At 66.1% G+C, this 23,194-nt stretch carries 19 protein-coding genes; 9 read left to right on the top strand and 10 right to left on the bottom strand.

Going from position 1 to position 23,194, the window contains the following annotated elements; all coding sequences use genetic code 11:
• Nucleotides 1-16: 16 nt before the first annotated feature.
• From RT697_RS13160 to RT697_RS13130, 7 genes are read right to left on the bottom strand one after another with little or no spacing between them, the layout of a single operon-like run.
• Nucleotides 17-1,321: an oligosaccharide flippase family protein gene (locus RT697_RS13160; protein WP_313699415.1), complete on the bottom strand. Its 1,305-nt coding sequence runs from the start codon at nucleotides 1,319-1,321 to the stop codon at nucleotides 17-19.
• A 44-nt stretch (nucleotides 1,322-1,365) separates the two neighbouring features.
• Nucleotides 1,366-2,319 (bottom strand): GDP-L-fucose synthase, encoded by a 954-nt coding sequence (locus RT697_RS13155; protein ID WP_313699413.1) that lies wholly within the window; start codon nucleotides 2,317-2,319, stop codon nucleotides 1,366-1,368.
• 6 nt (nucleotides 2,320-2,325) lie between these two features.
• Nucleotides 2,326-3,435, bottom strand: coding sequence for a GDP-mannose 4,6-dehydratase (gmd, locus tag RT697_RS13150; protein WP_313699411.1), 1,110 nt, complete (start codon nucleotides 3,433-3,435; stop codon nucleotides 2,326-2,328).
• Nucleotides 3,436-3,445: 10 nt separating this feature from the next.
• Complete coding sequence (locus tag RT697_RS13145) at nucleotides 3,446-3,808, bottom strand: VanZ family protein (RefSeq protein ID WP_313699409.1); 363 nt, start codon at nucleotides 3,806-3,808, stop codon at nucleotides 3,446-3,448.
• A gap of 31 nt (nucleotides 3,809-3,839) precedes the next feature.
• Entirely contained in the window at nucleotides 3,840-5,270 is a 1,431-nt protein-coding gene (locus tag RT697_RS13140; RefSeq protein WP_313699407.1) for a mannose-1-phosphate guanylyltransferase/mannose-6-phosphate isomerase, read from the bottom strand.
• 5 nt (nucleotides 5,271-5,275) lie between these two features.
• Nucleotides 5,276-5,728: a GDP-mannose mannosyl hydrolase gene (locus RT697_RS13135; protein WP_313699452.1), complete on the bottom strand. Its 453-nt coding sequence runs from the start codon at nucleotides 5,726-5,728 to the stop codon at nucleotides 5,276-5,278.
• A 46-nt stretch (nucleotides 5,729-5,774) separates the two neighbouring features.
• Nucleotides 5,775-7,184: an undecaprenyl-phosphate glucose phosphotransferase gene (locus tag RT697_RS13130; RefSeq protein WP_313699405.1), complete on the bottom strand. Its 1,410-nt coding sequence runs from the start codon at nucleotides 7,182-7,184 to the stop codon at nucleotides 5,775-5,777.
• Between the two features lie 242 nt (nucleotides 7,185-7,426).
• Between RT697_RS13130 and RT697_RS13125 the strand changes: the two genes are divergently transcribed.
• The 7 genes from RT697_RS13125 (at nucleotide 7,427) to RT697_RS13095 (ending at nucleotide 17,085) form a co-directional block, all read left to right on the top strand.
• Nucleotides 7,427-8,563, top strand: a complete 1,137-nt coding sequence (locus RT697_RS13125) for a polysaccharide biosynthesis/export family protein (protein ID WP_313699403.1) — start codon at nucleotides 7,427-7,429, stop codon at nucleotides 8,561-8,563.
• A gap of 65 nt (nucleotides 8,564-8,628) precedes the next feature.
• Complete coding sequence (locus RT697_RS13120) at nucleotides 8,629-10,890, top strand: GNVR domain-containing protein (RefSeq protein WP_313699401.1); 2,262 nt, start codon at nucleotides 8,629-8,631, stop codon at nucleotides 10,888-10,890.
• 21 nt (nucleotides 10,891-10,911) lie between these two features.
• On the top strand, nucleotides 10,912-12,309 hold the full coding sequence (locus tag RT697_RS13115) for a phosphomannomutase/phosphoglucomutase (protein ID WP_313699399.1): 1,398 nt from the start codon (nucleotides 10,912-10,914) through the stop codon (nucleotides 12,307-12,309).
• 13 nt (nucleotides 12,310-12,322) lie between these two features.
• The gene (gene pgi / locus RT697_RS13110) at nucleotides 12,323-13,990 is read left to right on the top strand and encodes a glucose-6-phosphate isomerase (RefSeq protein ID WP_313699397.1); all 1,668 of its coding nucleotides are present in this window, start codon (nucleotides 12,323-12,325) and stop codon (nucleotides 13,988-13,990) included.
• 12 nt (nucleotides 13,991-14,002) lie between these two features.
• On the top strand, nucleotides 14,003-15,079 hold the full coding sequence (galE, locus tag RT697_RS13105; RefSeq protein ID WP_313699396.1) for a UDP-glucose 4-epimerase GalE: 1,077 nt from the start codon (nucleotides 14,003-14,005) through the stop codon (nucleotides 15,077-15,079).
• A gap of 182 nt (nucleotides 15,080-15,261) precedes the next feature.
• Nucleotides 15,262-16,209, top strand: coding sequence for a serine O-acetyltransferase EpsC (gene epsC, locus RT697_RS13100; protein WP_313699394.1), 948 nt, complete (start codon nucleotides 15,262-15,264; stop codon nucleotides 16,207-16,209).
• A gap of 57 nt (nucleotides 16,210-16,266) precedes the next feature.
• On the top strand, nucleotides 16,267-17,085 hold the full coding sequence (locus RT697_RS13095) for an NAD-dependent protein deacetylase (protein WP_313699392.1): 819 nt from the start codon (nucleotides 16,267-16,269) through the stop codon (nucleotides 17,083-17,085).
• 161 nt (nucleotides 17,086-17,246) lie between these two features.
• On the opposite strand, the gene RT697_RS13090 is transcribed toward RT697_RS13095, so the two are convergent.
• Entirely contained in the window at nucleotides 17,247-18,101 is an 855-nt protein-coding gene (locus tag RT697_RS13090; RefSeq protein ID WP_313699391.1) for an inositol monophosphatase family protein, read from the bottom strand.
• A gap of 229 nt (nucleotides 18,102-18,330) precedes the next feature.
• Between RT697_RS13090 and RT697_RS13085 the strand changes: the two genes are divergently transcribed.
• Nucleotides 18,331-19,107, top strand: coding sequence for a hypothetical protein (locus tag RT697_RS13085; RefSeq protein ID WP_313699389.1), 777 nt, complete (start codon nucleotides 18,331-18,333; stop codon nucleotides 19,105-19,107).
• A gap of 93 nt (nucleotides 19,108-19,200) precedes the next feature.
• Here RT697_RS13085 and RT697_RS13080 read toward each other — a convergent pair whose 3' ends face one another.
• Both RT697_RS13080 and RT697_RS13075 read right to left on the bottom strand, forming a co-directional pair.
• Nucleotides 19,201-20,670: an NAD-dependent succinate-semialdehyde dehydrogenase gene (locus RT697_RS13080; RefSeq protein ID WP_056566761.1), complete on the bottom strand. Its 1,470-nt coding sequence runs from the start codon at nucleotides 20,668-20,670 to the stop codon at nucleotides 19,201-19,203.
• A 143-nt stretch (nucleotides 20,671-20,813) separates the two neighbouring features.
• Nucleotides 20,814-22,076, bottom strand: a complete 1,263-nt coding sequence (locus RT697_RS13075) for a 4-aminobutyrate--2-oxoglutarate transaminase (RefSeq protein ID WP_313699387.1) — start codon at nucleotides 22,074-22,076, stop codon at nucleotides 20,814-20,816.
• A 96-nt stretch (nucleotides 22,077-22,172) separates the two neighbouring features.
• Between RT697_RS13075 and RT697_RS13070 the strand changes: the two genes are divergently transcribed.
• A partial coding sequence (locus RT697_RS13070) for a PLP-dependent aminotransferase family protein (protein WP_409517436.1) occupies nucleotides 22,173-23,194 on the top strand: 1,022 nt, incomplete at its 3' end.

Here is a 23,194-nt window from a genome sequence, read left to right as displayed (position 1 = left end):
GACCTCAGCATGTTGGTTAACGGGTGGCCGCAGGCATGGCGCCCGGAAACTCGGGGCGGGATTGACGGATGGCGAGGGCCACGCCGGCCAGCGTGATCGCCGCGTAGGCCATGCGGCCCCAGGCTGCGGCGTGTTCCCCCGCCACGTGAACCAGTCCCGCCATGACGCACAGCATCGCCAGGCCGCCCAGTCCGTTCAGGATCGCGACGGCGCGGGAATTGCCGAGCCCCAGGAGGGAGAAGTGCGCCGCGGCATTCAGGGACAGCAGGCCCGACGCCACGATCAGCAATTGGAAGGTGCCCAGATGGCCGCTGGCGACGTTGTCGCCCAGCAGCACGTTCAAGAGCGGCCGGCTGACCGCCAGCACCGCCAGCGTGGCGCCGGCCGACAGCGCCAGGTTCCACAGCATCATGCGGCGGATCTCGCGTTCGGCGGCCCCCGGGTAGGGCGGCGACACCGACAGGCGTGTCACGCGCGGCATCGCCTTCTGGAAGATGGCGACGGACGCCGTGTGGATGATCTGGCCCACCTGCACGCCCACGGTGTAGATGGCAAGCGCCGCCGGTCCCATCAGGCTGCCGACCAGCACCCGGTCGACCGAGCCGAAGGCCAGCGCGCTCAGGCTGTTTAGCCACGACCAGCGCGAGAACCGGAAGGCGGACATCATGGCGCCGCGGTCCCGCACGGGCCGCACGATGTAGCGGTCGTAGGCGCGCGAAAACACGCGCATCTTGACGCTCCCCGCGACGAGCAGGCCCAGCGCCTGCGCGAGCCCCGTCCAGGTGGGCGAGGCGGTGTACCAGGCGGCCGCGCAGGCGAGCGCCATGGTGCCGGTGCGGCTGAAGACCTCGCACAGTGCGGTGGCGCGAAAGTCCTCGCGGCCCTTCAGGCAGCCGGAAAACAGCTGGTCATACTGCTGCGTCAGGTAGATGGCGAGCGCCGGCATGGCCAGCATCGTCACCGCCACGCCGCCAAACGTGGCGTCGGGCCAGCCCAGCCCTACCACGCCCCACAGCAGCACGGCCACCAGGGTCACGACGGCCAGCGCACAGCCGATCAGCGACATGCTGACGCCGGCCGCGCGATAGGCGCCGCCGGGCTCGTGCGCGCTCTCGGAGACCAGCTTGGTCGCGGTCACGGCCGCGCCCAGGTTGGCCGCGTTGCCGAACCCGGCCAGCGCGATGATCATCGAATACTGGCCGAAGCCGACCGTGCCGAGCTGGCGAAAGAGGATCGGCAGCGCCACCAGCGCCGCGACGGGACCGATGCCGTACTCCACCAGCCCCCAGAAGGAGGCATTGCCGGCGATGTGTTTCTTCACGAATCCGAGCATCGGTAACCCTGTCTGTCATGCTGGCGCGGCCGTCAGGCCACCGGCAGCGCCTGTTGCGTGCGCTCGCGCAGGAAATGGCCGTAGGCCAGCGTGATGCCGTGCGTCAGAGAGATCTCCGGCCGCCAGCCCAGCGCCTGCACGCGCGACGAGTCCATCAGCTTGCGCGGCGTGCCGTCGGGCTTGGAGGTGTCGTAGACGATCTTGCCTTCGTAGCCGACCACCCGCGCCACCAGCCGCGCCAGGTCCGCGATGGAGATGTCCTGGCCGGCGCCGATGTTGTAGATGCCCTCGGCGTCCGGATGCTCCATCAGCATGACGCTGGCCTGCGCCAGGTCGTCCACGTACAGGAACTCGCGCAGCGGCGACCCGGTGCCCCAGATCGTCACGCTTTCCGCGTTGGCCTCGCGGCCCTCGTGGAATTTGCGGATCAGGGCGGGCAGCACGTGGCTGCTGTGCAGGTCGTAGTTGTCGTGCGGGCCGTACAGGTTGGTGGGCATGGCGCAGATGAAGCGCGCGCCGTGCTCCCGCTGATAGGCCTCGCACAGCTTCAGACCGGCGATCTTGGCGATGGCGTAAGGCTCGTTGGTGGCTTCCAGCGGACCGGTCAGCAGCGCGTCCTCGCGGATGGGCTGCGGCGCCTCGCGCGGGTAGATGCATGACGAACCCAGGAACAGCAGCTTGCGCACCCCGGCCGCATACGCGGCGCGGATCACGTTGCACTGGATCATCAGGTTCTTGTACAGAAAGTCCACCGGATGCGTCTGGTTGGCCAGGATGCCGCCCACCTTGGCGGCGGCCAGGTACACCACATCGACCGGCGTGGTCGAAAAGAAGCGGTGCACCTGGTTCTGGTTTTCCAGGTCCAGTTCCGCGCGGCTGCGGGTCAGCACGTTCTCGTAGCCGCGCCGGTGCAGTTCGCGGGTGATCGCCGCGCCCACCATCCCGCGGTGGCCGGCGACGAACACGCGTTGGTCCAGGTTCGTCATGGCGGGCTACTCCTTGTAGGCGTAGATTTCGTAGCCGTTCTGTTCAACCAGCGCATCGCGCCGCGCGTCCTTCAGGTCGGCTTCGACCATTTCCTTGACGAGCTGCGCGAACGTGGTGCGGGGCGACCAGCCGAGCTTTTCGCGGGCCTTGGTGGGATCGCCCAGCAGGGTTTCCACTTCGGTCGGACGGAAGTAGCGCGGATCGACGCGGACGATGACCTGGCCGGCCTTGACGTCATGCACCGGCGAGAACAGCACGGTGGCCGTCTCTTCCAGGCCTTCGCCTTCCCAGGCCAGCAGGATGCCCAGCTCGCGCGCGGCGGTATTGATGAACTCGCGCACGCTGTACTGCATGCCGGTTGCGATGACGTAGTCCTCGGGCGTGTCCTGCTGCAGCATCAGCCACTGCATTTCGACGTAGTCGCGGGCGTGGCCCCAGTCGCGCAGCGCGGACAGGTTGCCCAGGTACAGGCATTCCTGCAGCCCCAGCACGATGCGCGCCAGGCCGCGGGTGATCTTGCGCGTCACGAAGGTTTCGCCGCGCTTGGGCGATTCGTGGTTGAACAGGATGCCGTTGCAGGCGTACATGCCATAGGCTTCGCGGTAGTTGACGCTGATCCAGTAGGCGTAGAGCTTGGCGGCGGCGTAGGGGCTGCGCGGGTAGAAGGGGGTCGTTTCCTTCTGCGGCGTTTCCTGCACCAGGCCATACAGCTCGGACGTCGACGCCTGGTAGAAGCGCGTCTTGTTCTCCAGCTTCAGGATGCGGATGGCTTCCAGAAGGCGCAGCGTGCCCAGGCCGTCGGCGTTGGCCGTGTATTCCGGCTCCTCGAACGAGACGCCCACATGGCTTTGCGCAGCCAGGTTGTAGATCTCGTCGGGCTGCACCGACTGCACGATGCGGATGAGGCTGCACGAGTCCGTCATGTCGCCGTGGTGCAGGACGAAATTGCGGGGCTGGTCGTGCGGGTCCTGGTACAGATGGTCGATCCGCGCGGTGTTGAACAGCGAAGCGCGCCGCTTGATGCCGTGGACCTCATAGCCCTTGGCCAGCAGAAGCTCCGCCAGATAGGCCCCGTCTTGGCCAGTTACGCCGGTAATCAGTGCCCGTTTTGGCATGGTTGTGTCCTTAAGACTTAGTGACTGCACGAAAGGAGCCGATGGCTGCGTTACCAATGTGCAAAGAGATTACTGTTGCACCAGCCGCTGAGATATCGGCCAAAAGGTCTAAGAGTTCAGCCTGTCGGTAGGGAATAAGGGACTGGATCGATTCGTCTACCACTCCCAATGCGGTAACCGCCAGCATGGCCACCAGCGCCGGGCGCCGGTTGACCGATACATAGATCAGCCCGGTCAGGAAGGCGTAGGCGGCCAGGTGCAGCCGCTTGTCGCCGAAGGCATCGGACATGTCCGCCGCCAGCCCGGGCAGGTTGCCCACCGTGACCAGCACGATGAAAAAGAGGGCCGCCACGGGCAGGCAGATTCTTGCCATGCCCGGGCGCCAGAAAGGAACCGAAACCCGCTCAGACACGACCGTAGATGTCCTGAAATCGCACGATGTCGTCTTCGCCAAGGTATGCGCCCGACTGCACCTCGATGATCTCCAGCGGAATCTTCCCGGGGTTCTCAAGGCTGTGGATCTCGCCCAGCGGGATGTAGGTCGACTGGTTCTCGGTCAGCAGGTACTGCTTGTCGCCGTTATAGATGCGCGCCGTGCCCGACACCACGATCCAGTGCTCGGCGCGGTGGTGGTGCATCTGCGACGACAAACGCGCGCCCGGCTTCACGGTGATGCGCTTGACCTGGTAGCGCGGCCCCTGGCCGACCGAGTCGTAAGACCCCCACGGCCGCTGCACTTCGCGGTGGTGGTTCAGTTCGCTGCGGTGCTGCGACTTGAAGACCTCGACCAGTCGCTTGACGTCCTGCGAGCGCGACTTGTGCGCCACCAGGACGGCGTCGGCCGTCTCGATGACGACGATATCGTCCAGGCCTACCGAGGCGACCAGACGGCTGGTCGAATGGATGAGGCAGTTGCGCGAGTCCTCCACCATGACGTCGCCCGTGGTGGAGTTGCCTTCCACCGACTTCTGGGCGATGCCCCACACCGCGTCCCACGCGCCGACGTCGCTCCACGAGGCGGCCAGCGGAATGACCACCGCGCTGTCGGTGCGCTCCATGATGGCGTAGTCCATCGAATCGCTGGGGCAAGCCTCGAACGCCGGGCCGTCCAGATGGAAGAGGCCGTTGTCGCCGTGTCCCGTCGCCACGGCCGTCTGGGCCTGCGCGAGGATCTTGGGCGCCAGCCGGCCCAGCTCGGCCAGGAAGACCGACGCCTGGAAGGCGAACATGCCGCTGTTCCAGTAGTAGCCGCCGTCGTCGATGAAGCGCTGGGCGACTTCGGGCGACGGCTTTTCCACGAACCGGCGTACACGGCGCGCGGGGGCCATGGCGCCGGGCTCGTCGGCCTGGATGTAGCCATAGCCGCTGAGCGGCGCGGTCGGCTTGATGCCGAACGTCACCAGCGCGCCCTGGCGCGCAGCGTCGTACGCCTGGGCAAATGCGGTACTGAGCAGCTCGCCATCCTCCAGCACGTGGTCCGACGGCATGATGAGCATGATGGGATCCTCGCCATCCTGCATCGCCCGCAGCGTGGCGGCGGCGATGGCCGGCGCGGTGTTGCGCGCAAACGGCTCCAGGATGACCTCGACGTCCTTGATGCCCAGCTCATCAGCCTGCTCCGCCGCGATGTAGCGATGCGCCTCGTTGCAGACGAGGATGGGCCGCTCCTGCGCGCCCGCCGACTCCAGCCGCCGCAGGGTGTTCTGCAGAAGGCTGCGGTCATCGGTCAAACGGATGAACTGCTTCGGCAACAGTTCGCGCGACAGCGGCCACAGGCGCGAGCCTGAACCGCCGCAAAGAATCACTGCCCGGTACGGAGGACGGGGGTTGGTCATGGCTCTCACTCCTTGAAGTAGGCCTGGGTGTACGGGTGCACGCCGGGATCGGCGGCGATCACTTCCCTTGGCAGCCAGCGGTAGCCGCTGTGCTGGGACAGGGGAAGGCTTGCGGTATCCAGAGAAAGCTCGGCCTCGTACGCGAGGACGACGTAGTGGGTGGAGCGTCCGGCCTCACCCGCGAAATTGGTGCCATAGAAGTGCTCGTACACGCCGCGCGGCGTCCACACGAGATCGGGCAGCGACAGGCCCAGCTCGTCGTGGACGATGCGGCGCAGCGCGTGGCGCAGCGATTCGTTCTTGCGGATCCGGCCGCCGGGCACGAACCACGCGCCCTGGGCGGGCGGATTGGCCCGCAGCCCGGTCAGGTAGTTGCCGGCGCCGTCGCGCAGCAGCAGGTCGATCGACACCAGGGGCAGCATCTCAACCGCCTGGCGGAAGTCCGAGCGGGCGAGCATGCCGCCACGCGGCGCCGGCGCTTCGCGCACGGGCCATCCCAACGGTTCAGTAGACATTGCGGCCCGTCCATCCCGATACCGCGGTGCGCGCGATGATCAGCAGGTCCATCCTGAAAGTCCAGTGCTGGATGTAGTAGATGTCGTGTTCGACGCGGTCGCTCATCTTGCGCAGCGTGTCAGTCTGGCCGCGAAAGCCGTTGACCTGCGCCCAGCCGGTGATGCCGGGCTTGACGCGGTGGCGCATCATGTAGCGCTGCACCAGGTCCTTGTACATTTCGTTGTGCTCCAACGCGTGCGGGCGCGGGCCGACCACCGACATGTCGCCCATCAGCACGTTCAGGAATTGCGGCAGCTCGTCCAGGCTGGTGCGGCGCAGGAAGCCGCCGATGCGCGTGACGCGGTTGTCGTTGCGCGTGGCCTGCGTGACCACGCCGTGCTCCTGGTGCACGGTCATGGTGCGGAACTTGTAGACGTGGAATACCTTGCCGTCCACGCCCAGCCGCGGCTGCGTGAAGAAGACCGGGCCGCGCGAGGTCAGCTTGATCATCATGGCCACGGTCAGCATCACCGGCGCCAGGCCGATCAGCGCGCACAGCGCGAAGGTGCGGTCGAAGGCTTCCTTGGCCCAGCCGCGCACGCCGGCGGCGGGCAGGCTGTTGAGCTGGATCGCGGGCAGTCCCAGGAATTCGCCGATGCGATGGCCCAGCAGCTGGATCGACATTACGTCCGGAATCCAGCGGATGTCCACCAGGTCGTTGCGCAGGTGATAGAGCACCTCGCGCAGCTCCTGGCCGGCCTCCATCGGCAGCACGATCCAGATCTCGCGGACCTTGTTCTCGCGGACGAAGTCGGTCAGATTGTCGAGATCATGCAAACGGCGGACCTGCGGCGGCAGGATCTCATGCGGTTCGGCGTAGATCCCCGAAATCTCATAGCCGGCCTCGCGGTACTTCTCCACGCGGCGCCACATGTCGTGGCCCAGCGCGCCAAAGCCCACGAGCAGCACCCGCTTCTTGTCCATGCCGCGATCACGCGCCGCGCCCAGCGCCGCATAGACGGCGATGCGCACGCCGGCCAGCGCCAGCGCCGCCATGCCAAACCAGGTTGCAGCCCATAAGCGGGATATCGCGCCGGTCTGGTGCATGAGAAAACTGACGAAGATGCCCAACGCGAACACGGTGGCCCACGCAGCCAAGCTGCGCACCACCAGATCGGTGAGCAGGCGTCCGCGCCACGACACATACAGGCGGAAGGCCGGAAAGAGGGCGATCACGCCCAGGCCGCACAGATAGATCAGGAACAAATGAATCTGCGGAGGATCCGTGAAAGCATCTTCCGAGAACTTCAAGCCGGTGGCAGTCAGGCCGCAGGTGATGACGATCGCGGCGTCGAGCAAGCGATACAGATAGCTTGCCCCGCTGAACCTTGCCGACGTGTCCGTTTGGGACGGGTCCATCGCGCACTCCTGTTCGGGTGGGAGCGCCTTGCGCCAAGCAAAAACTGTGCAGTGCCGCAAAGCATGTGGCTACCGACAAAATCTTATTGAGTGCGCAACTCACCCGAAACCTCCAAACGATGTAGGAGAAGGCTTAGGGCATCCGTCGAATGTGCGGGCTTAGGAAAAGCGTGTGGAATGTCGCAACCCGTTACGCATCGGGCTCCTTTCCAGGCAACGAAGTCATTCACAGTGGATTCGCCATGACTACATTTTTCGGAACGATGAGCCGAGCCATAGCCGCTATCGCGCTCGTGTCCTCGCTGGGTGCTTGCGCCTTATCACCCGGCATGACGTTCAACGCCAACCAACTCGCGGATCCGCTGGACCCGAACTCCAAGGCCGAAATCAAACAGATCACGCCGTCGCTCGTTCTTGAAGAACAGCGCGCGCGCGAAGCGCTGCTCGACAACGAAGGCATCAGCCACCTCGTCGGCAAGCCGGCGCCCTACCTCATCGGGCCGGGAGACATCCTCTCCATCGTCGTGTGGGATCACCCCGAACTCGTGCTTCCGACGCAAACCTACGCCATCGGATCTGGGGCAACGGAATTAGCTATTGGGGATACCGCCTCGGGCATTCCGGGCTATACGGTCTCATCCACTGGATATATCCAATTTCCGTATACGGGACTGCTGAAAGTGGCGGGGTTGACTGAACTTCAGGCGCGCAATCTCATAGTCAATAGTTCGGGCAAGTACATACAGGACCCGCAGATCACCGTACGCGTTCTGGGATTCCGCAGCAAGCGCATCTTCGTCGATGGCGAGGTGACCACGCCGGGTACGGTTGCGATCAATGATGTGCCCATGACCCTGTTGGAAGCGCTCAACAGGGCCGGAGGCATCCTGCCGACCGGAGACCGCAGTGCGGTTTATGTGATCCGCGACGGCAAGCGTACTCGCGTGAACCTTCCCGCGCTCATCGAGCGCGGCCAGGATCTGAACCAGGTCATGCTCAGGGCAGGGGACATTGTGAGAGTCACGCCGCGCGACGACAGCAAGGTGTTCGTGATGGGTGAAGTGTTCATCCCGGGGGCTTCCGTCATGCGCGATGGACGCTTGTCGCTGACCGAGGCATTGGGTCTCGCAGGCGGGCCCAACCAGACCACCGCCGATACCTCGCAGATTTTCGTCGTGCGCGCCACGGAGGAGGCAAAGCCTTTGGTGTACCACCTGAACGCCGCATCGCCGCAGGCCCTGGCGGTAGGCGCCAAGTTTGAATTGCAACCCAAGGATGTCGTGTTCGTGGATTCGGCCAGCCTGGTGCGGTGGAACCGCTTCATCAGCAACCTCTTCCCGAGCGCGCAAACCGTACAGACCGTCAGGTCCATCGATTAGTCCGCCTCAAAACCCCGCCTTTGGGGGCGCCGCAACCGCGGCGGCGCCCTCTCCTGGAGAGCTGCATGTCGTTGCCCATCGAATCGTTCGAGCCGTCAGTCCCGGCCCGTCAGCAGGAAACCCCGTTGTCGTCCCACGTGGACGCCATTTTTTCCAACCGCTGGATGATCGTTGCGATCACCCTGTTCGCGTTTCTCGGCGCGCTGGCCTATGTGATGGTGACGCCGTCGGTCTATTCGGCTGACATCATCGTGCAGGTCGAGGAGGAACTCCCGAACGGCCAGGCGCGCAGTCTGTTGGGCGATGTCTCATCAATGTTCGACACCAAGGCGGAAGCGTCGGGCGAAATGGAAGTGCTGCGCTCGCGCATGGTCGTCGGTCCCGCCGTCGACAAGTTCCTGCTGTACATCCATGCCAAGCCGCGCTACTTCCCCGTCGTGGGCGAATGGCTGGCGCAGCGCTACGAAAGCCTGCCGTATCCGACCAGCCTGCCGCGCGGGGGCTATGCGTGGGGCGGCGAGAGCATCGCGATCTCGCAGCTGGACGTGCCCAACGAATGGCTGGGCAAGCCGTTTCGCCTGACCACGCTGGGCGAGGGCCGCTACACGCTCAGCGACAAGCTGACGGGCGCCACCTTCACCGGCACGGTCGGCAAGCCCGAGCGCTTCCTCCTGCCCGGCGGCGGCGCGATGGACGTGCACGTCGACGCGCTGTCGGGCCGGCCCGGCACCGAGTTCACGGTGTCGCGCAGCTCGCGCTTGGCGGCTATCGAGAACGTGCAGGCGCGCATGGGCATTTTTGAACGCGGCCGCGCCTCGGGCGTGATCGGCGTCACGCTGGAGGGCAACGATCCGGCGCTGACCACCGCGGTGCTGAACCAGATCGGCCAGGAATACGTGCAGCAGAACGTGAACCGGAAGTCGGCGCAGGCCGAGAAGTCGCTGGTGTTCCTGGAGCAGCAACTGCCGCAACTGAAGGCCGAGCTGGACGCCGCGGAAACCAAGTACAACCAGCTGCGCAACAAGCGCGGCACGATCGACCTGAGCGAAGAAGCCAAACTCATCCTTGCGCAGTCGGTCGATGCGCAGACCCGCGTGATGGAACTGCGCCAGAAGCGCCAGGAACTGATTACCCGCTTTGCGCCGACGCACCCGAGCATCGTGGGCATCGACCGTCAGATCGCATCGCTGACGGGCGACGTCAACCGCCTGGGCAACAACATCAGACAGCTTCCGGATCTGGAACAGGACGTGGTGCGCCTGGTGCGCGACGTGCGCGTCAACACCGAGCTGTACACCGCGCTGTTGAACAACACGCAGCAGCTCAAGCTGATCCGCGCCGGCAAGGTGGGCAACGTGCGCATCCTGGATGCCGCCGTGCAGCCGGACAAGCCCGTGCGTCCGAAGGGCGCGATCATCATCGGCGTGGCCACCGCGGCCGGCCTGATCTTCGCCATGCTGTGCGCGTTCGTGCGCAACGCCCTGTTCGGCGGCCTGTCCGAGCCGGAAGACGTCGAACGCCACACCGGTCTGCCGGTGCTGGCGGCCATTCCGTATAGCGACGTGCAGGACAAGCTGTGGCGCCGCAGCCGGCGCAAGAACGCCACCGTGCCGGCGCTGCTGGCGCAGAGTCAGGGCAACTCGCCACCGATCGAAAGCCTGCGGTCCTTCCGCAATGTGCTGCAGGCCTCGCTGCGTCAGTCCGCCAACAACATGGTCATGTTCACCGGGCCGGTGGCGGGCGTGGGCAAGTCCTTCCTGTCTGCAAACTTTGCCTTCATCCAGGGCGGCGTGGGCAAGCGCGTGCTGCTGATCGATGCCGACTTCCGCAAGGGCCAGCTCAACCGCTATTTCGGCGTGCCGAAGGAAGACGGCCTGTTCGAAGTGCTGACCGGCACGATCCCGCTCAGCCGCGTCAGGAAGCACAGCGTGTCCGAAGGCGTGGACTTCATCGCCACGGGCGCCGTCACCTTCGATCCGTCGGAACTGCTGGCCTCGCCGGTATTCGGCGAGACCCTGCGCGAACTGGCCACGCAATACGACATGGTGATTCTGGACACGGCGCCCGTGCTGTCGTCGCCGGATGCCGCCGTGGTCGGCACGCATGCCGCCGCGGTCATGGTGGTGGTGCGGTCGGGCATGAATACGGTGGGCGAGATCCGCGAAACGGCCAAGCGCCTGATCCAGGCGGGCGCGCCGGTCGATGGCGTGGTCTTCAACGGGCTCAAGCTCATGCCCGAACGCTTCGGCTTCCGATCCAAGTACGGCGGTTATCGCTACTCCCGTGCGGCTTACTACGGTGATTTCAAACAGAACGGTCCCAAGTAAACGCCACACGGAGAAACTGGCATGCACGGAACTTTTGGCTGGGACACGCCGCAAATTCTGGATGCGGTTTTCAAGGCCTATGACATACGGGGAACGGTACCGGACGAGTTGGATGCCAGGTTTGCCCACAGCCTGGGAATGGCGGTGGGCACGAAGGCTCACACGCAGGGGGTGCGCTCGATCGTGGTGGGGCGCGACGGCAGGCTGAGCAGCGTCGAGTTGTCCGCGGCGCTGCAGGCCGGGCTGCGCTCGGCCGGCATGCACGTGATCGACATCGGCATGGCGACGACCCCCATGGTGTATTTCACGGCCCGGCTGATGGACACCGGGACCGGCATCGCGGTGACGGGCAGCCACAACCCGCCCACGCACAACGGCTTCAAGATCGTGATGGAGGGCGGCTCGCTGTATGGCGATGGCCTGACCGCGCTGCGCGACGCGATGCGCCAGCCGATCGACGCCGCGCCCACGCCCGGAGGCCGCACGCAGATGCAGATCACGCCGTGCTACGCGGCGCGGCTGGTGGGCGACATCCGCATGGCGCGGCCCATGAAGATCGCCATCGACTGCGGCAGCGGGGTGGCGGGCGCGGTGGCGCCGGCGCTGTTCCGGGCGCTGGGTTGCGAGGTGACGGAGCTGTTCTGCGAGGTGGACGGCTCTTTTCCGGGGCATCACCCCGATCCCGCCGATCCTCACAACCTGCAGGATCTTATCTACTGCCTGCGCTATTCGGACTGCGAGGTCGGTCTGGCGTTCGATGGCGACGGCGACCGGCTGGGTGTCGTTACGAAATCGGGACAGATCATCTGGCCGGACCGCCAGCTGATCCTGTTTGCCCGCGACGTGCTGGCGCGCAACCCGGGCGCCGAGATCATCTACGACGTCAAATGCAGCCGCCACGTGGCCCGCGCCATCACCGAGGCGGGCGGCAAGGCGACCATGTGGAAGACAGGGCATTCCCTTATCAAAGCCAAGATGCGCGAGTCGGGAGCGCTACTTGCTGGAGAGATGAGCGGCCACATTTTCTTCAAGGAGCGCTGGTATGGCTTTGACGACGGCATCTACGCCGCCGCCCGCCTGCTGGAAATCCTCTCGTCGGCGCCAGACCCCTCGGCATTGCTGGAAAGCTTGCCCCAGTCCTGCGCCACCCCCGAATTGAAACTGGAGACCACGGAAGGCGTCGAGCTGGTGCAGGCGCTGCGCGATCAAGGGGAATTCCCCGGCGCAGTGTCCATCAACGAACTCGACGGGATACGTGTGGACTACGCCGACGGCTTCGGCCTCGCGCGCCCGTCCAACACGACACCGACCGTGGTACTGCGGTTCGAAGGAGACAACGTGGCCGCGCTGGCTCGTATCGAGGAGGACTTCCGCAAGGCGTTCAGGCGCATTGCACCTCACATTCGTTTACCGTTCTAAGGAGCATCACGCGATGGGAAAGGCTCAACAGGCGATTGAGGCGTTAAGGGCAGACTCCGGACTGGCAAACAGCCCGGAGTGGGTGGCTTTCGCGCAGGCTGCGCAAAACGCTGAACTGGACGCCAGTGCGCTCAAGGTGATCGAAGCGGCAGGGTTGTGCGTGGACTTGACCATGCAACGCCAGTCGGCGTCGCTGGACGGCGCGGGACAGGCGCTTTTGCAGGCGCGCGGGCTGGAAGAGGCGCGCCGCGCGCTGTTTTCCGGGGAACCGGTCAACTGGACTGAAAACCGGGCGGCATGGCATACCGCGCTGCGCGCCGGACGCACCCGCGAGCAGCCGGAAGGGCAGGACGCGGATTCCGTCTGCGAGTATTCGCGCATGACCGACTTCGTGCGGCGCGTGGACCAGACGGCGGACTTCTCCACCGTCCTGCACATCGGCATCGGTGGCAGCGACTGGGGTCCGCGCCTGGCGGTGCAGGCCTTCGGCGGACCGCAGCAGCGCCGGCAGATCCGCTTCGTGTCCAACATTTGCGGCCATGCCTTCCATGACGCCGTGGCCGGGCTGGACCCGCGCCGCACGCTGGTGGTCATTTCGTCCAAATCCTTCACCACATCGGAAACGCTGCACAACGCGCGCGCGGCCATGGCGTGGCTCAAGCAGGGCGGCGTGGCCGACGTGTCCGACCATCTGGCGGCCGTGACCGCCAATGCGCCGGCCGCGCGCGCGCTGGGCGTGCCGTCCAGCCAGGTCTTCAAGATGTGCGACTGGGTGGGCGGACGCTATTCCGTCTGGTCGGTGGCGGGTCTGTCGATCGCGCTGACGGTGGGCGTGGACGTGCTGATCGGCATGCGCGCGGGCGCCGAGGCCATGGACCAGCATTTCCTGCAGACGCCGTTTGCGTCCAATGCGCCGGTGCAACTGGCGCTCGCCGGCCTGGTCAATTGCAGCGTGCTGGGATTCAACTCGCTGAATGTGGCGGCCTACAGCGGGCGCCTGCTGCACCTGGTGACCTATCTGCAGCAGCTCGAAATGGAATCGCTGGGCAAGCGGGTCGCCGGCGACGGCGCCGCGGTCGGCGTGCCGACGGCGCCCATCATCTGGGGCATGCCGGGCACCGACGGCCAGCACACCTTCTTCCAGTGGCTGCATCAAAGCGAGGAAGGCGCGCCGGTGGACTTCATCGCCAGCCTGCAAGGACACGCGGACAGCCCCGATGCGCATCGCATGCTGCTGGCCAACTGCCTGGCGCAGCGCCAGGCGCTGCTCCGCGGCAAGAGCCTGGAGCAGGCGCTGCTGGACGTGGCGCACATCGATAACCAGGAGCGCGCGCTGACGCTGGCGCAGCACATGGTGCATCCGGGCGGACGGCCGTCGACGCTGATCGTCCTGCGTCAGCTCGATCCGCGCGGCCTGGGCGCGCTGTTGGCGCTGTACGAGCACAAGGTGTTCGTGCAGAGCGTGGTCTGGGGCATCAACCCCTTCGACCAATACGGCGTTGAACTGGGCAAGCGGCTTGCCGCCGGCATCGAGCGCGAGCTGGCGGTGCCGGTGTCGGCCGGTGTGGTCGACTGGGGTCATGACGCCTCCACGTCGTACTGGATCGACCGTTATCGCAGCCACGCCCAGGCCCCGCGTCCCCGCCATGCGTGGGTGCCCGGCATGACGGCCCACCTGTGACGGAGCGTTGACATGCCGGACACGCAAGTGTTGGTGACAGGCGGCGCCGGCTACATCGGTACGCACACGCTGGTGGCGATGATCGCCGCCGGCTTGCGGCCGATCGTGCTGGACAACCTCAGCAACGGCAGCCGCGAGGCCGTACGCCGGGTCGAACAGTTGTGCGGCACGCCGATACCGCTGATCGAAGGCGACATCCGCTCGCGCGGCCTGGTGGCGGCCGTGCTGGCGGACGCGGCGGCGCGCGGCTCGCCCGTGCAGTCGGTGCTGCATCTGGCAGGTTGCAAGGCCGTGGGCGAATCGGTGGCGGACCCGCTCAAGTATTACGACAACAACGTGCAGGGTTCGCTCGTCCTGTTGCGCGCCATGCGCGAGACGGGCGTGACGCGGCTGGTCTTCAGTTCGTCGGCCACGGTCTATGGCGAACCGCAGTACCTGCCCTTCACCGAGGCCCATCCGCTGGCGCCGGCCAATCCGTATGGCCGCACCAAGCTGATGGTCGAGGAGATGTTGAAGGACGTGTGCGCGGCGGAGCCGGCGTTCAGTGCCGTCACGCTGCGCTACTTCAATCCGATCGGCGCGCATCCCAGCGGGCTGATCGGAGAAAGCCCGCGCGACCTGCCCAACAACCTCTTTCCGTTCATCACGCAGGTGGCGGTGGGACGCCAGCCGTTCCTGCGCGTCTTCGGCGACGACTACGACACCCCGGATGGCACCGGCGTGCGCGACTACCTGCACGTCATGGACCTGGCGCGCGGCCATGTGCAGGCGCTGACCTATGCGGACGGCCATCCCGGCTTCGTGGCGGTCAACCTGGGCACGGGGCAGGGCACCAGCGTCATGGAACTGGTGCGCGCGTTCGAACGGGTCAACGGCTGCACGATCCCGCTACGCATCCTGCTGCGGCGCCCGGGCGACGTCGAGCGCATGTGGGCCAACCCCGACCTGGCGGCATCGCTGCTGGGCTGGCGCAGCGAGCACGACGTGGAGTCCATGTGCGCGGACGGCTGGCGCTGGCAGCGGGGCAACCCGCAAGGGTATGAGGCGGAGCCGGGGTTCGTCTCGGTCTCGGTCTCGGCCGCGGCATAACCCCAACGCCGTGTCGGAGGACTTCCGGCGGATACGCCGGAGCGGTTACAGTTGACGGAATTATTGCGAAGCAGCATTCCCAGGGGCGTTGCGCTGGGGGCTTCGCACCGTCAGCGAGGCAATACCATGTTCGTTATCCATCCGTCTGCCGAAACTGCCGGCTCCGTGTCCGGAGCCCGTCAATGAGCGGCCCCTCCCATTTCCCCACGGCGCACTGGAACCTGGACGGCATCGTGTCCGGTCTGCGCGACGCGCGTGTCGCCTGGCGCGGTCCGCGCGGCCGCCTGCGCGACGACGCCGGCCTGCGCGAGTTCCCTTCGCAGGAAAGCCTGCGCCAGATCGTCAAGGACCTCTGTGGCGCCTTGTTCCCGATGCGGCTTGGGCCCATCGACCTGCGCGAAGAGGTCGAGGACTTCTACGTCGGCCACACCATCGGCGCCGCGCTCGATGCGCTCTTGCATCAGGTCTGTCTGGAACTGCAATACGAAGGCCGGCATGACCCGGCGCTGCAGGCGGACACGCAGCAGCGCGCCACCGAGATCGTGCGCCGGTTTGGCGCGGAGCTGCCGGCCGTGCGCGCCGCGCTCGACCTCGACGTAATGGCCGCCTATCAGGGCGACCCGGCCGCGCACAACGTGGACGAGGTCCTGCTGTGCTATCCGGGCGTCGCGGCCATGATCCACCACCGCCTCGCCAACGTCCTGTACCGCCTGGGCGTGCCGATGCTGGCGCGTATCGTGGCCGAGATCGCCCATGCCGACACCGGCATCGACATCCATCCGGGCGCCACCATCGGCCGCAGCTTCTTCATCGACCACGGCACAGGCGTGGTGATCGGCGAAACCGCGATCATCGGCGACCGCGTGCGGCTCTACCAGATGGTCACGCTGGGCGCCAAGCGCTTCCCACCCGGCGAAAACGGCGAGCTCAAGAAGGGTCTGGCGCGCCATCCCCTGATCGAGGACGACGTCGTGATCTACGCGGGCGCCACGATCCTGGGCCGCGTCACCATCGGCAAGGGCTCGACCATCGGCGGCAACGTCTGGCTCACGCGCAGCGTGGCGCCGGGCAGCAACGTGACGCAGGCCAGCCTGGTCAGCGACATGCCCGATTGCGGGCTGGGCGGCTGAACGCCGCGTGCCACGCGGCATGATCGCCGCGCGGTGGCGGGACGCAAGGAGCGAGGATTGGATACAGCACTTCCGGAGCTGGCCGCGCTGCGCGGCTTTGTCGACCGCCATCCGCGGCTTTTCGTCCTGACCGGGGCCGGCGTCAGCACCGATTCCGGCATCCCCGACTACCGTGACACCGAAGGCGAATGGAAGCGCCAGCCGCCGATGACGCTGCAGACCTTCATGGGCGCCGAGCTTTCGCGGGCGCGCTACTGGGCGCGCAGCATGGTGGGCTGGCGCCGCTTCGGTCACGTCAAACCGAATGCGTCGCATCTTGCGCTGGCGCGCCTGCAGGATCGCGGTCACGTCGCCATCCTGGTGACGCAGAACGTGGACGGCCTGCACGAGGCCGCCGGCAGCCGCGACGTCGTGGACCTGCACGGACGGCTGGATGCGGTGCGCTGCATGAACTGCGACTGGCGCGGCGGCCGCCACGACTGGCAGGAAAAACTGCACGCGCTCAATCCGGACTGGATGCAGCTTGAAGCCAGCGACGCGCCCGATGGCGACGCCGATCTGGACGGCTACGATTTTTCGCGGTTCACGGTGCCGCCGTGTCCGCGCTGCGGCGGCATCGTCAAGCCCGACGTGGTGTTCTTCGGCGAAACCGTGCCGCGCGAGCGCGTGGAACGGGCCAATGCCGGCCTTGAGAGCGCCGACGCCGTGCTGGTGGTGGGTTCGTCCCTGATGGTGTATTCGGGCTATCGCTTCGTGACCGCCGCCTCGCGCGCGGGCCTTCCGATCGCCGCCATCAACTTGGGGCGCACCCGCGCCGACAGCCTGTTGACCCTGAAAGTGGAACAACCCATCGCGTTGGCGCTGGAAGCGCTTTAGAAAGAAGCGGAGTCGGCCGGTTTTTGACCGGTCTAAGCAAGTGCTTGCCCGACAACGATTTTTTCGGCCGGTTACAGACCTTTCCATAGGGTTGTCCACAGGATCTGGGGATAACTCCTAGGGATAACCCCAGTTTTTTGGGGTGGTCCCGGCCTACGTTGTCAAGTCTCGATGCCTTCCAATGCGTCCCCGAGCAGCGCCTTGCGCGCCGCATGCCAGCTTCCGGCGTCCGGTGCGTAGAGCAGGCCGCCGGTGCGGTGCGTGGGCTTGTAGGGCGACCCATCGAAATGCGCCGCATAGCCGCCCGCTTCCCGATGCAGCAGCCAGCCGGCGGCGTGGTCCCACGCCGTCAGCTGGTTGTACAGCGCCACGTGGCAATGGCCGGCGGCGATCATGCGGTATTCGTGTGCGGCGCAACGCAGCGAGGCCGTGCTGCCCAGACGGGACAGGTTGCCGTTGACGGTGGTGCGCAGCGGCTCGGGCAGGGCGCCGGTGGAGATCAGGCCGTCCATGTCCTGCGGGGGCGCGGGATTGGCGACGGCCAGCGGGACCCGCTTGCCGTTTTCAAATTCGAGCCAGGCGCCTTCGCCGCGCACGGCGAGCGCGCTGTCGCGGCTGACCGGGTCGTAGATCACGCCGGCGATCACGTCGCCGCGATGGCAGGCCGCGATCATCATGCCGAAGAGCGGCAGGCCCGCCACGTAATTGCGAGTGCCGTCGATGGGATCGATCAGGAAGGCGAGGTCGGCATCGACCAGCATGTTCAGCAGGGCGGGATTGCGCGCGGAGGCTTCCTCGCCGATCAGCACGGCGCCGGGATGCAGCTTGGCAAGGCGCGCGGCAATCAGACGTTCGGCGGCTTCGTCGGCGTCGGTGACCAGATCGCGCGGCGAAGTCTTGCCGCGCACCGCGCCTTCGGGCAGGTTGCGAAAACGCGGCATGACCTCGGTCTGCGCGGTCTCCGCCAGGATGGCCGCCAGCTTGCGGGTGTCCTCAAGGGTGAAGGTTCTGCTCATACGGACTCGTCCACGGAACGCGCAAATCTAACATGCCCGGATGGTATCCGTTCGGTCGCGGCACGCACATCGTCCGTGTGTCCACAGGATGGCCTGCGCCGTACGCGCCAGCCATACCCTGCCGACCGCATCTGGCGCCGCTTGACGGTTTTTTCTAGCCTTGCCTCGTTCGCCGTATCTGCGTGAGTTTTTGCCCCACGTTTCCCCATCACGTTGCAGAGGTGACACCATGCAGAAAAAACATGCCGCACTGGGCCTCGTGCTGTCCGCGATCGCGCGTGCCGCGGCGGCGGAAGACGCCGCCCAGGCCAACAATCCGTTGGCCAACATGACCGCATTCAACCTTCAGAACTACTACATCGGCGATCTGTCCGGGTTCGAAGACAGTGCCAATCAGTTCTGGGTGCGCTATGCCCAACCGTTCTCGGTGGGCAAGACAGACTGGATCTTCCGGGGATCGCTGCCGATCAACAGCTTTCCCATCACGCCGGCCGGGGGCCAGAAGACCGGCACCGGCGATCTCAACATGTTCGCCGCCTATCTCATCGACGTGGGCAATCCCGATGTGAGTTTCGGCATCGGTCCGCAGATCACCGCGCCAACGGCCAGCAAGAAGGAACTGGGCAGCGAGAAGTGGTCCGCGGGATTGGTGAACGTGCTGTTCGACGCCAGCTCGCACAAATTCCAGTACGGCTATCTGCTGACGTGGGAAGCCAGCTTCGCGGGCAGCAGCAACCGGTCGAGCGTGAACGCCGCGGCGTTTCAGCCGTTCGCGTTCTATCAGCTTGGCGGCGGCACGTATCTGCGTTCGACGCCGATCTGGTCCTACAACTTCCAGAACGACGCCTACAGCATTCCCATCGGGCTCGGCATCGGCCAGGTGGTCCGGCGCGGCCACACGGTATTCAACTTTTTTCTGGAGCCGCAGGTGTCGGTGGCGAGCCGGGGGCAGGGCCAGCCGGAGTGGCAGGTGTTCTTCGGGATGAACATGCAGTTCACGAAGTGACTGGCTGGCCGGCAACGCGCTGCGTGGCGGCGGGCCCGCCGCGCAGCGTGCTTCCTGTGATCGCGCGCGGCATTGCGCCGCGCGCGTCTGGCATCAAGCGCCCAGGTCGACGCAGAGGTACTTGATCTCCAGGTATTCTTCGATGCCGTACTTGGAGCCTTCGCGGCCTAGGCCCGACTGCTTGACGCCGCCGAACGGGCCGACTTCGTTGGAGATGAGGCCGGTGTTGATGCCGACGATGCCGTACTCCAGCGCTTCGGACACGCGCCAGATGCGGGCGTAGTCGCGCGTGAAGAAGTAGGCGGCCAGGCCGAAGATGGTGTCGTTGGCCATGCCGATGACTTCGTCTTCCGATTCAAAGCGGAACAGCGGCGCCACCGGGCCAAAGGTTTCCTCGCTGGCGAAGCGCATCGATTGCGTCACGTCGCGCACGACGGTCGGTTCGAAGAACGTGCCGCCCTTGGCGTGGGGCTTGCCGCCGGCGATGACCTTGGCGCCGTGGGCCGTGGCGTCGGCGATGTGCTCCTGCACCTTTTCGATGGCGTTCTTGTCGATCAGCGGACCTTGCGTCACGCCGTCTTCAAAGCCGTCGCCGACCTTCATGGCGTTGACCTTGGCGACCAGGCGCTTGGCCACTTCCTCGTACACCCCAGCCTGCACATAGATGCGGTTGGCGCACACGCAGGTCTGGCCGGCGTTGCGGTACTTCGAGGCCAGAATGCCGTCGACCGCGCGGTCCAGGTCGGCGTCGTCGAACACGATGAAGGGCGCGTTGCCGCCCAGTTCGAGCGACAGCTTCTTGATGGTGGGCGCGCATTGCTCCATCAGCGTGCGGCCGACTTCGGTCGAACCCGTGAAGCTCAGCTTGCGCACCACGTCGCTTTCGCACAGCGCAGCGCCGATGTCGCGCGAGCTGCCGGTGATGACGTGAAACACGCCTGCAGGCACGCCGGCTTCTTCAGCCAGCACGGCCAGCGCCAGCGCGGTCAGCGGCGTCTGCTGGGCGGGCTTGACGACCATCGTGCAGCCGGCGGCCAGGGCCGGACCGACCTTGCGGGTAATCATCGCGGCCGGGAAGTTCCAGGGCGTGATCGCGGCGGTGACGCCGATGGGCTGCTTGAGCGCCATCAGGCGCTGGCCGGCCTTGGGACTTTGCAGGATGTCGCCGTCGATGCGCTTGGCTTCTTCGGCAAACCATTCCAGGAACGACGCGGCGTAGGCGATTTCGCCCGCGGCTTCGGTGACCGGCTTGCCTTGTTCGGACGTCATGATGGCGGCCAGGTCTTTCTGGTGCTGCATCATCAGTTGCGCCCACTTGAGCAGGATCGCGGCGCGTTCCTTGCCCGTCTTGGCGGCCCACGCGGGCAGCGCGGCCTGGGCGCTGGCGATGGCCTGCTCGGTTTCCTTGCGGCCCAGCTTGGGCACCGACACGATGGTCTTGCCGGTGGACGGATTGTCGACGGGGATCGATGCGCCTTCGCCGGCGCCGACCCACTTGCCGTCGATGTAGCAGGCGTCGCGCAGCAGGTCGGGACGGGCGAGGGGATGGGACAGTGCTGTCATGTTTGAAGTCTCCTTGATGGGTGCGGCGGGCCAAGCGATTGCGGGCGTTGCAGGCGTGCGGCCTGTTCATCAAGCCGCCTGCCTGCTACGCCCGCAATCGTTGTTCCTGCCAGCCGAATAACCGGTTATTCAGGGTCTTTGCCTCAAGCGGCAAGCGCCTCGGACAGAATGTCCAGCGCGCGTGCGAACTGGGCGTCGGGAATGGTCAAGGGATACAGGAAGCGCAGGACGTTTCCGTATACACCGCAGCTTAGCAAAATCAGGCCGGCGTCAAGCGCGCGCTGCTGCACGCGCTTGACCGCTTCGGCGTCGGGCTTGCCGGCCGCGTCGTTCAGTTCCAGCGCGACCATCGAGCCCAGGCCGCGCACGTCGGCGATGCCCGGAACCTTGGCGCGCAGGCCTTCCAGATGCGCGCGCAGCTTCTCGCCCAGTTGGGCGGCGCGTTCGCACAGCTTTTCTTCAGCGATGACGTCCAGCACGGCGTGCGCCGCGGCCACGGCCAGCGGGTTGCCGGCGTACGTGCCGCCCAGGCCGCCCGCGGCGGGGCCGTCCATGACGTCGGCGCGGCCGACGATGCCGGAGATCGGGAAGCCGCCGCCCAGGCTCTTGGCCATGGTGATGATGTCGGCCTGCACGCTGTGGTGTTCCATCGCGAACAGCTTGCCGGTGCGGCCAAAGCCCGTCTGGACTTCGTCGGCGATCAGCAGGATGCCGTGTTCGTCGCAGACCTTGCGCAGCGCGGTCATCAGTTCGGGCGGCGTGATGTTGAAGCCGCCTTCACCTTGCACCGGCTCGATGATGATGGCCGCGACGCGCTTCGGATCGATGTCGACCTTGAACAGCAGGTCCAGCGCCTTGAGCGAGTCGGCCACGCTGATGGACTGTGTGGCGTTGGGGAACGGCACGTGATAGATGTCGCCCGGCATGGGGCCGAACGACAGCTTGTAGGGGGCGACCTTGCCGGTCAGCGCCATGCCCAGCATCGTGCGGCCGTGGAACGAACCCGAGAAGGCGATGACGCCCGAGCGGCCGGTGGACGAGCGCGCGATCTTCACGGCGTTCTCGACGGCTTCTACGCCGGTCGTGAAGAAGGCGGTCTTCTTCAGGCCGTCGATGGGGGCCGTGCGGTTGATGCGCTCGGCCAGCGAGATGTAGCCTTCGTACGGCACGATCTGATAGGCCGTGTGCGTGAAGTTGTCCAGTTGCGCGGCGACCGCGGCCTTGACCTTCGGGTGCAGGTGGCCCGTGTTCAGGACGGCGATGCCGCCTGCGAAGTCGATGTATTCCTTGCCTTCGGCATCCCACAGCGTGGCGTTTTCCGCGCGCACGGCGTAGAAGTCGCACATGACGCCGACGCCGCGCGGCGTGGCCAGGGAACGGCGGGTATTCAGATCCTGATTCTTCATCTCGGTCTCGATGAGAGTGATGGGCGGTAAAACACTTATTTAATGCTACGATGGCCCCACTTGTGGGAACCACTTTGATAAATCAGGTAGAACCAATTGCGGTCCATCGTCGGTGACTTGCTGCTGCTGCGCCTGGCTGACGGCGCCAGCGAGCCCATGAACAAGCGGCTCTATCGCGGCATCCGCGAAGCGATCCTGGATGGATCCATTGCCGCGGACTCGCGCCTGCCCGCCACGCGGGACCTGGCGGCCGAACTGGGCATTGCCCGCAACACCGTCGTTCACGTCTATAGCCAGCTGCTGGCCGAGGGCTACACGCGCAGCCGGCAGGGCAACGGCACCTTCGTCAACGCCTCGGTGCCGGACTCGTATCTGGCCAGCGGCCGGCGCGCGCGGCAGGCGCAGCAGGCGCCCTCGCGCCCGGCCCTGTCGCCGCGCGGCGCGGCCATCGTGGATGGCGTGTCGGCCTCGCCGTACCAATGGGGCGCATTCATGCCGGGCGTGCCCGACCTGACCGAGTTTCCGCACAAGAAGTTTGGCCGCATCTTCAGCGCGCTGTGGCGCAACCCCGCGCCGGATCTGCTGACGTATTCGTATGGCGGCGGCCTGCCGGCGCTGCGCGAGGCGCTGGCGCAGCATCTGGCGCTGACGCGGTCCATCGACTGCGATCCCGAGCAGATCATCATCACCGAGGGCTCGCACCAGGCCATCGACCTGACGACGCGTATTTTGGGCGAGGCGGGCGAAACGGCGTGGGTCGAAGACCCGGGCTACTGGGGCGCGCGCACCATCCTGCAGGCCAACGGCCTGCGCACGGTGCATCTGCCGGTGGATGAAGAAGGCATGCGCGTGCCGGACACGGTAGACACGCCGCCGCGATTCATCTTCGTCACGCCGTCGCACCAATATCCGCTGGGGCCCGTGATGTCGCTGGCGCGCCGGCGGCAATTGCTGGCGGTGGCGCGGCAATGCGGCAGCTGGATCATCGAAGACGACTACGACAGCGAGTTCCGGTTTTCCGGCCGGCCGATTGCTTCACTGCTGGGCCTGGAGCCGGACGCGCCGGTGATCTACATGGGCACCTTCAGCAAAACGGTGATGCCGTCGCTGCGTCTCGG

It is taken from the genome of Achromobacter sp., from assembly GCF_032113835.1.
Classification (GTDB): domain Bacteria; phylum Pseudomonadota; class Gammaproteobacteria; order Burkholderiales; family Burkholderiaceae_B; genus Achromobacter.
Note: the sequence above shows the minus strand (reverse complement) of the source record. Positions and strands in the feature narration are given on the sequence as shown.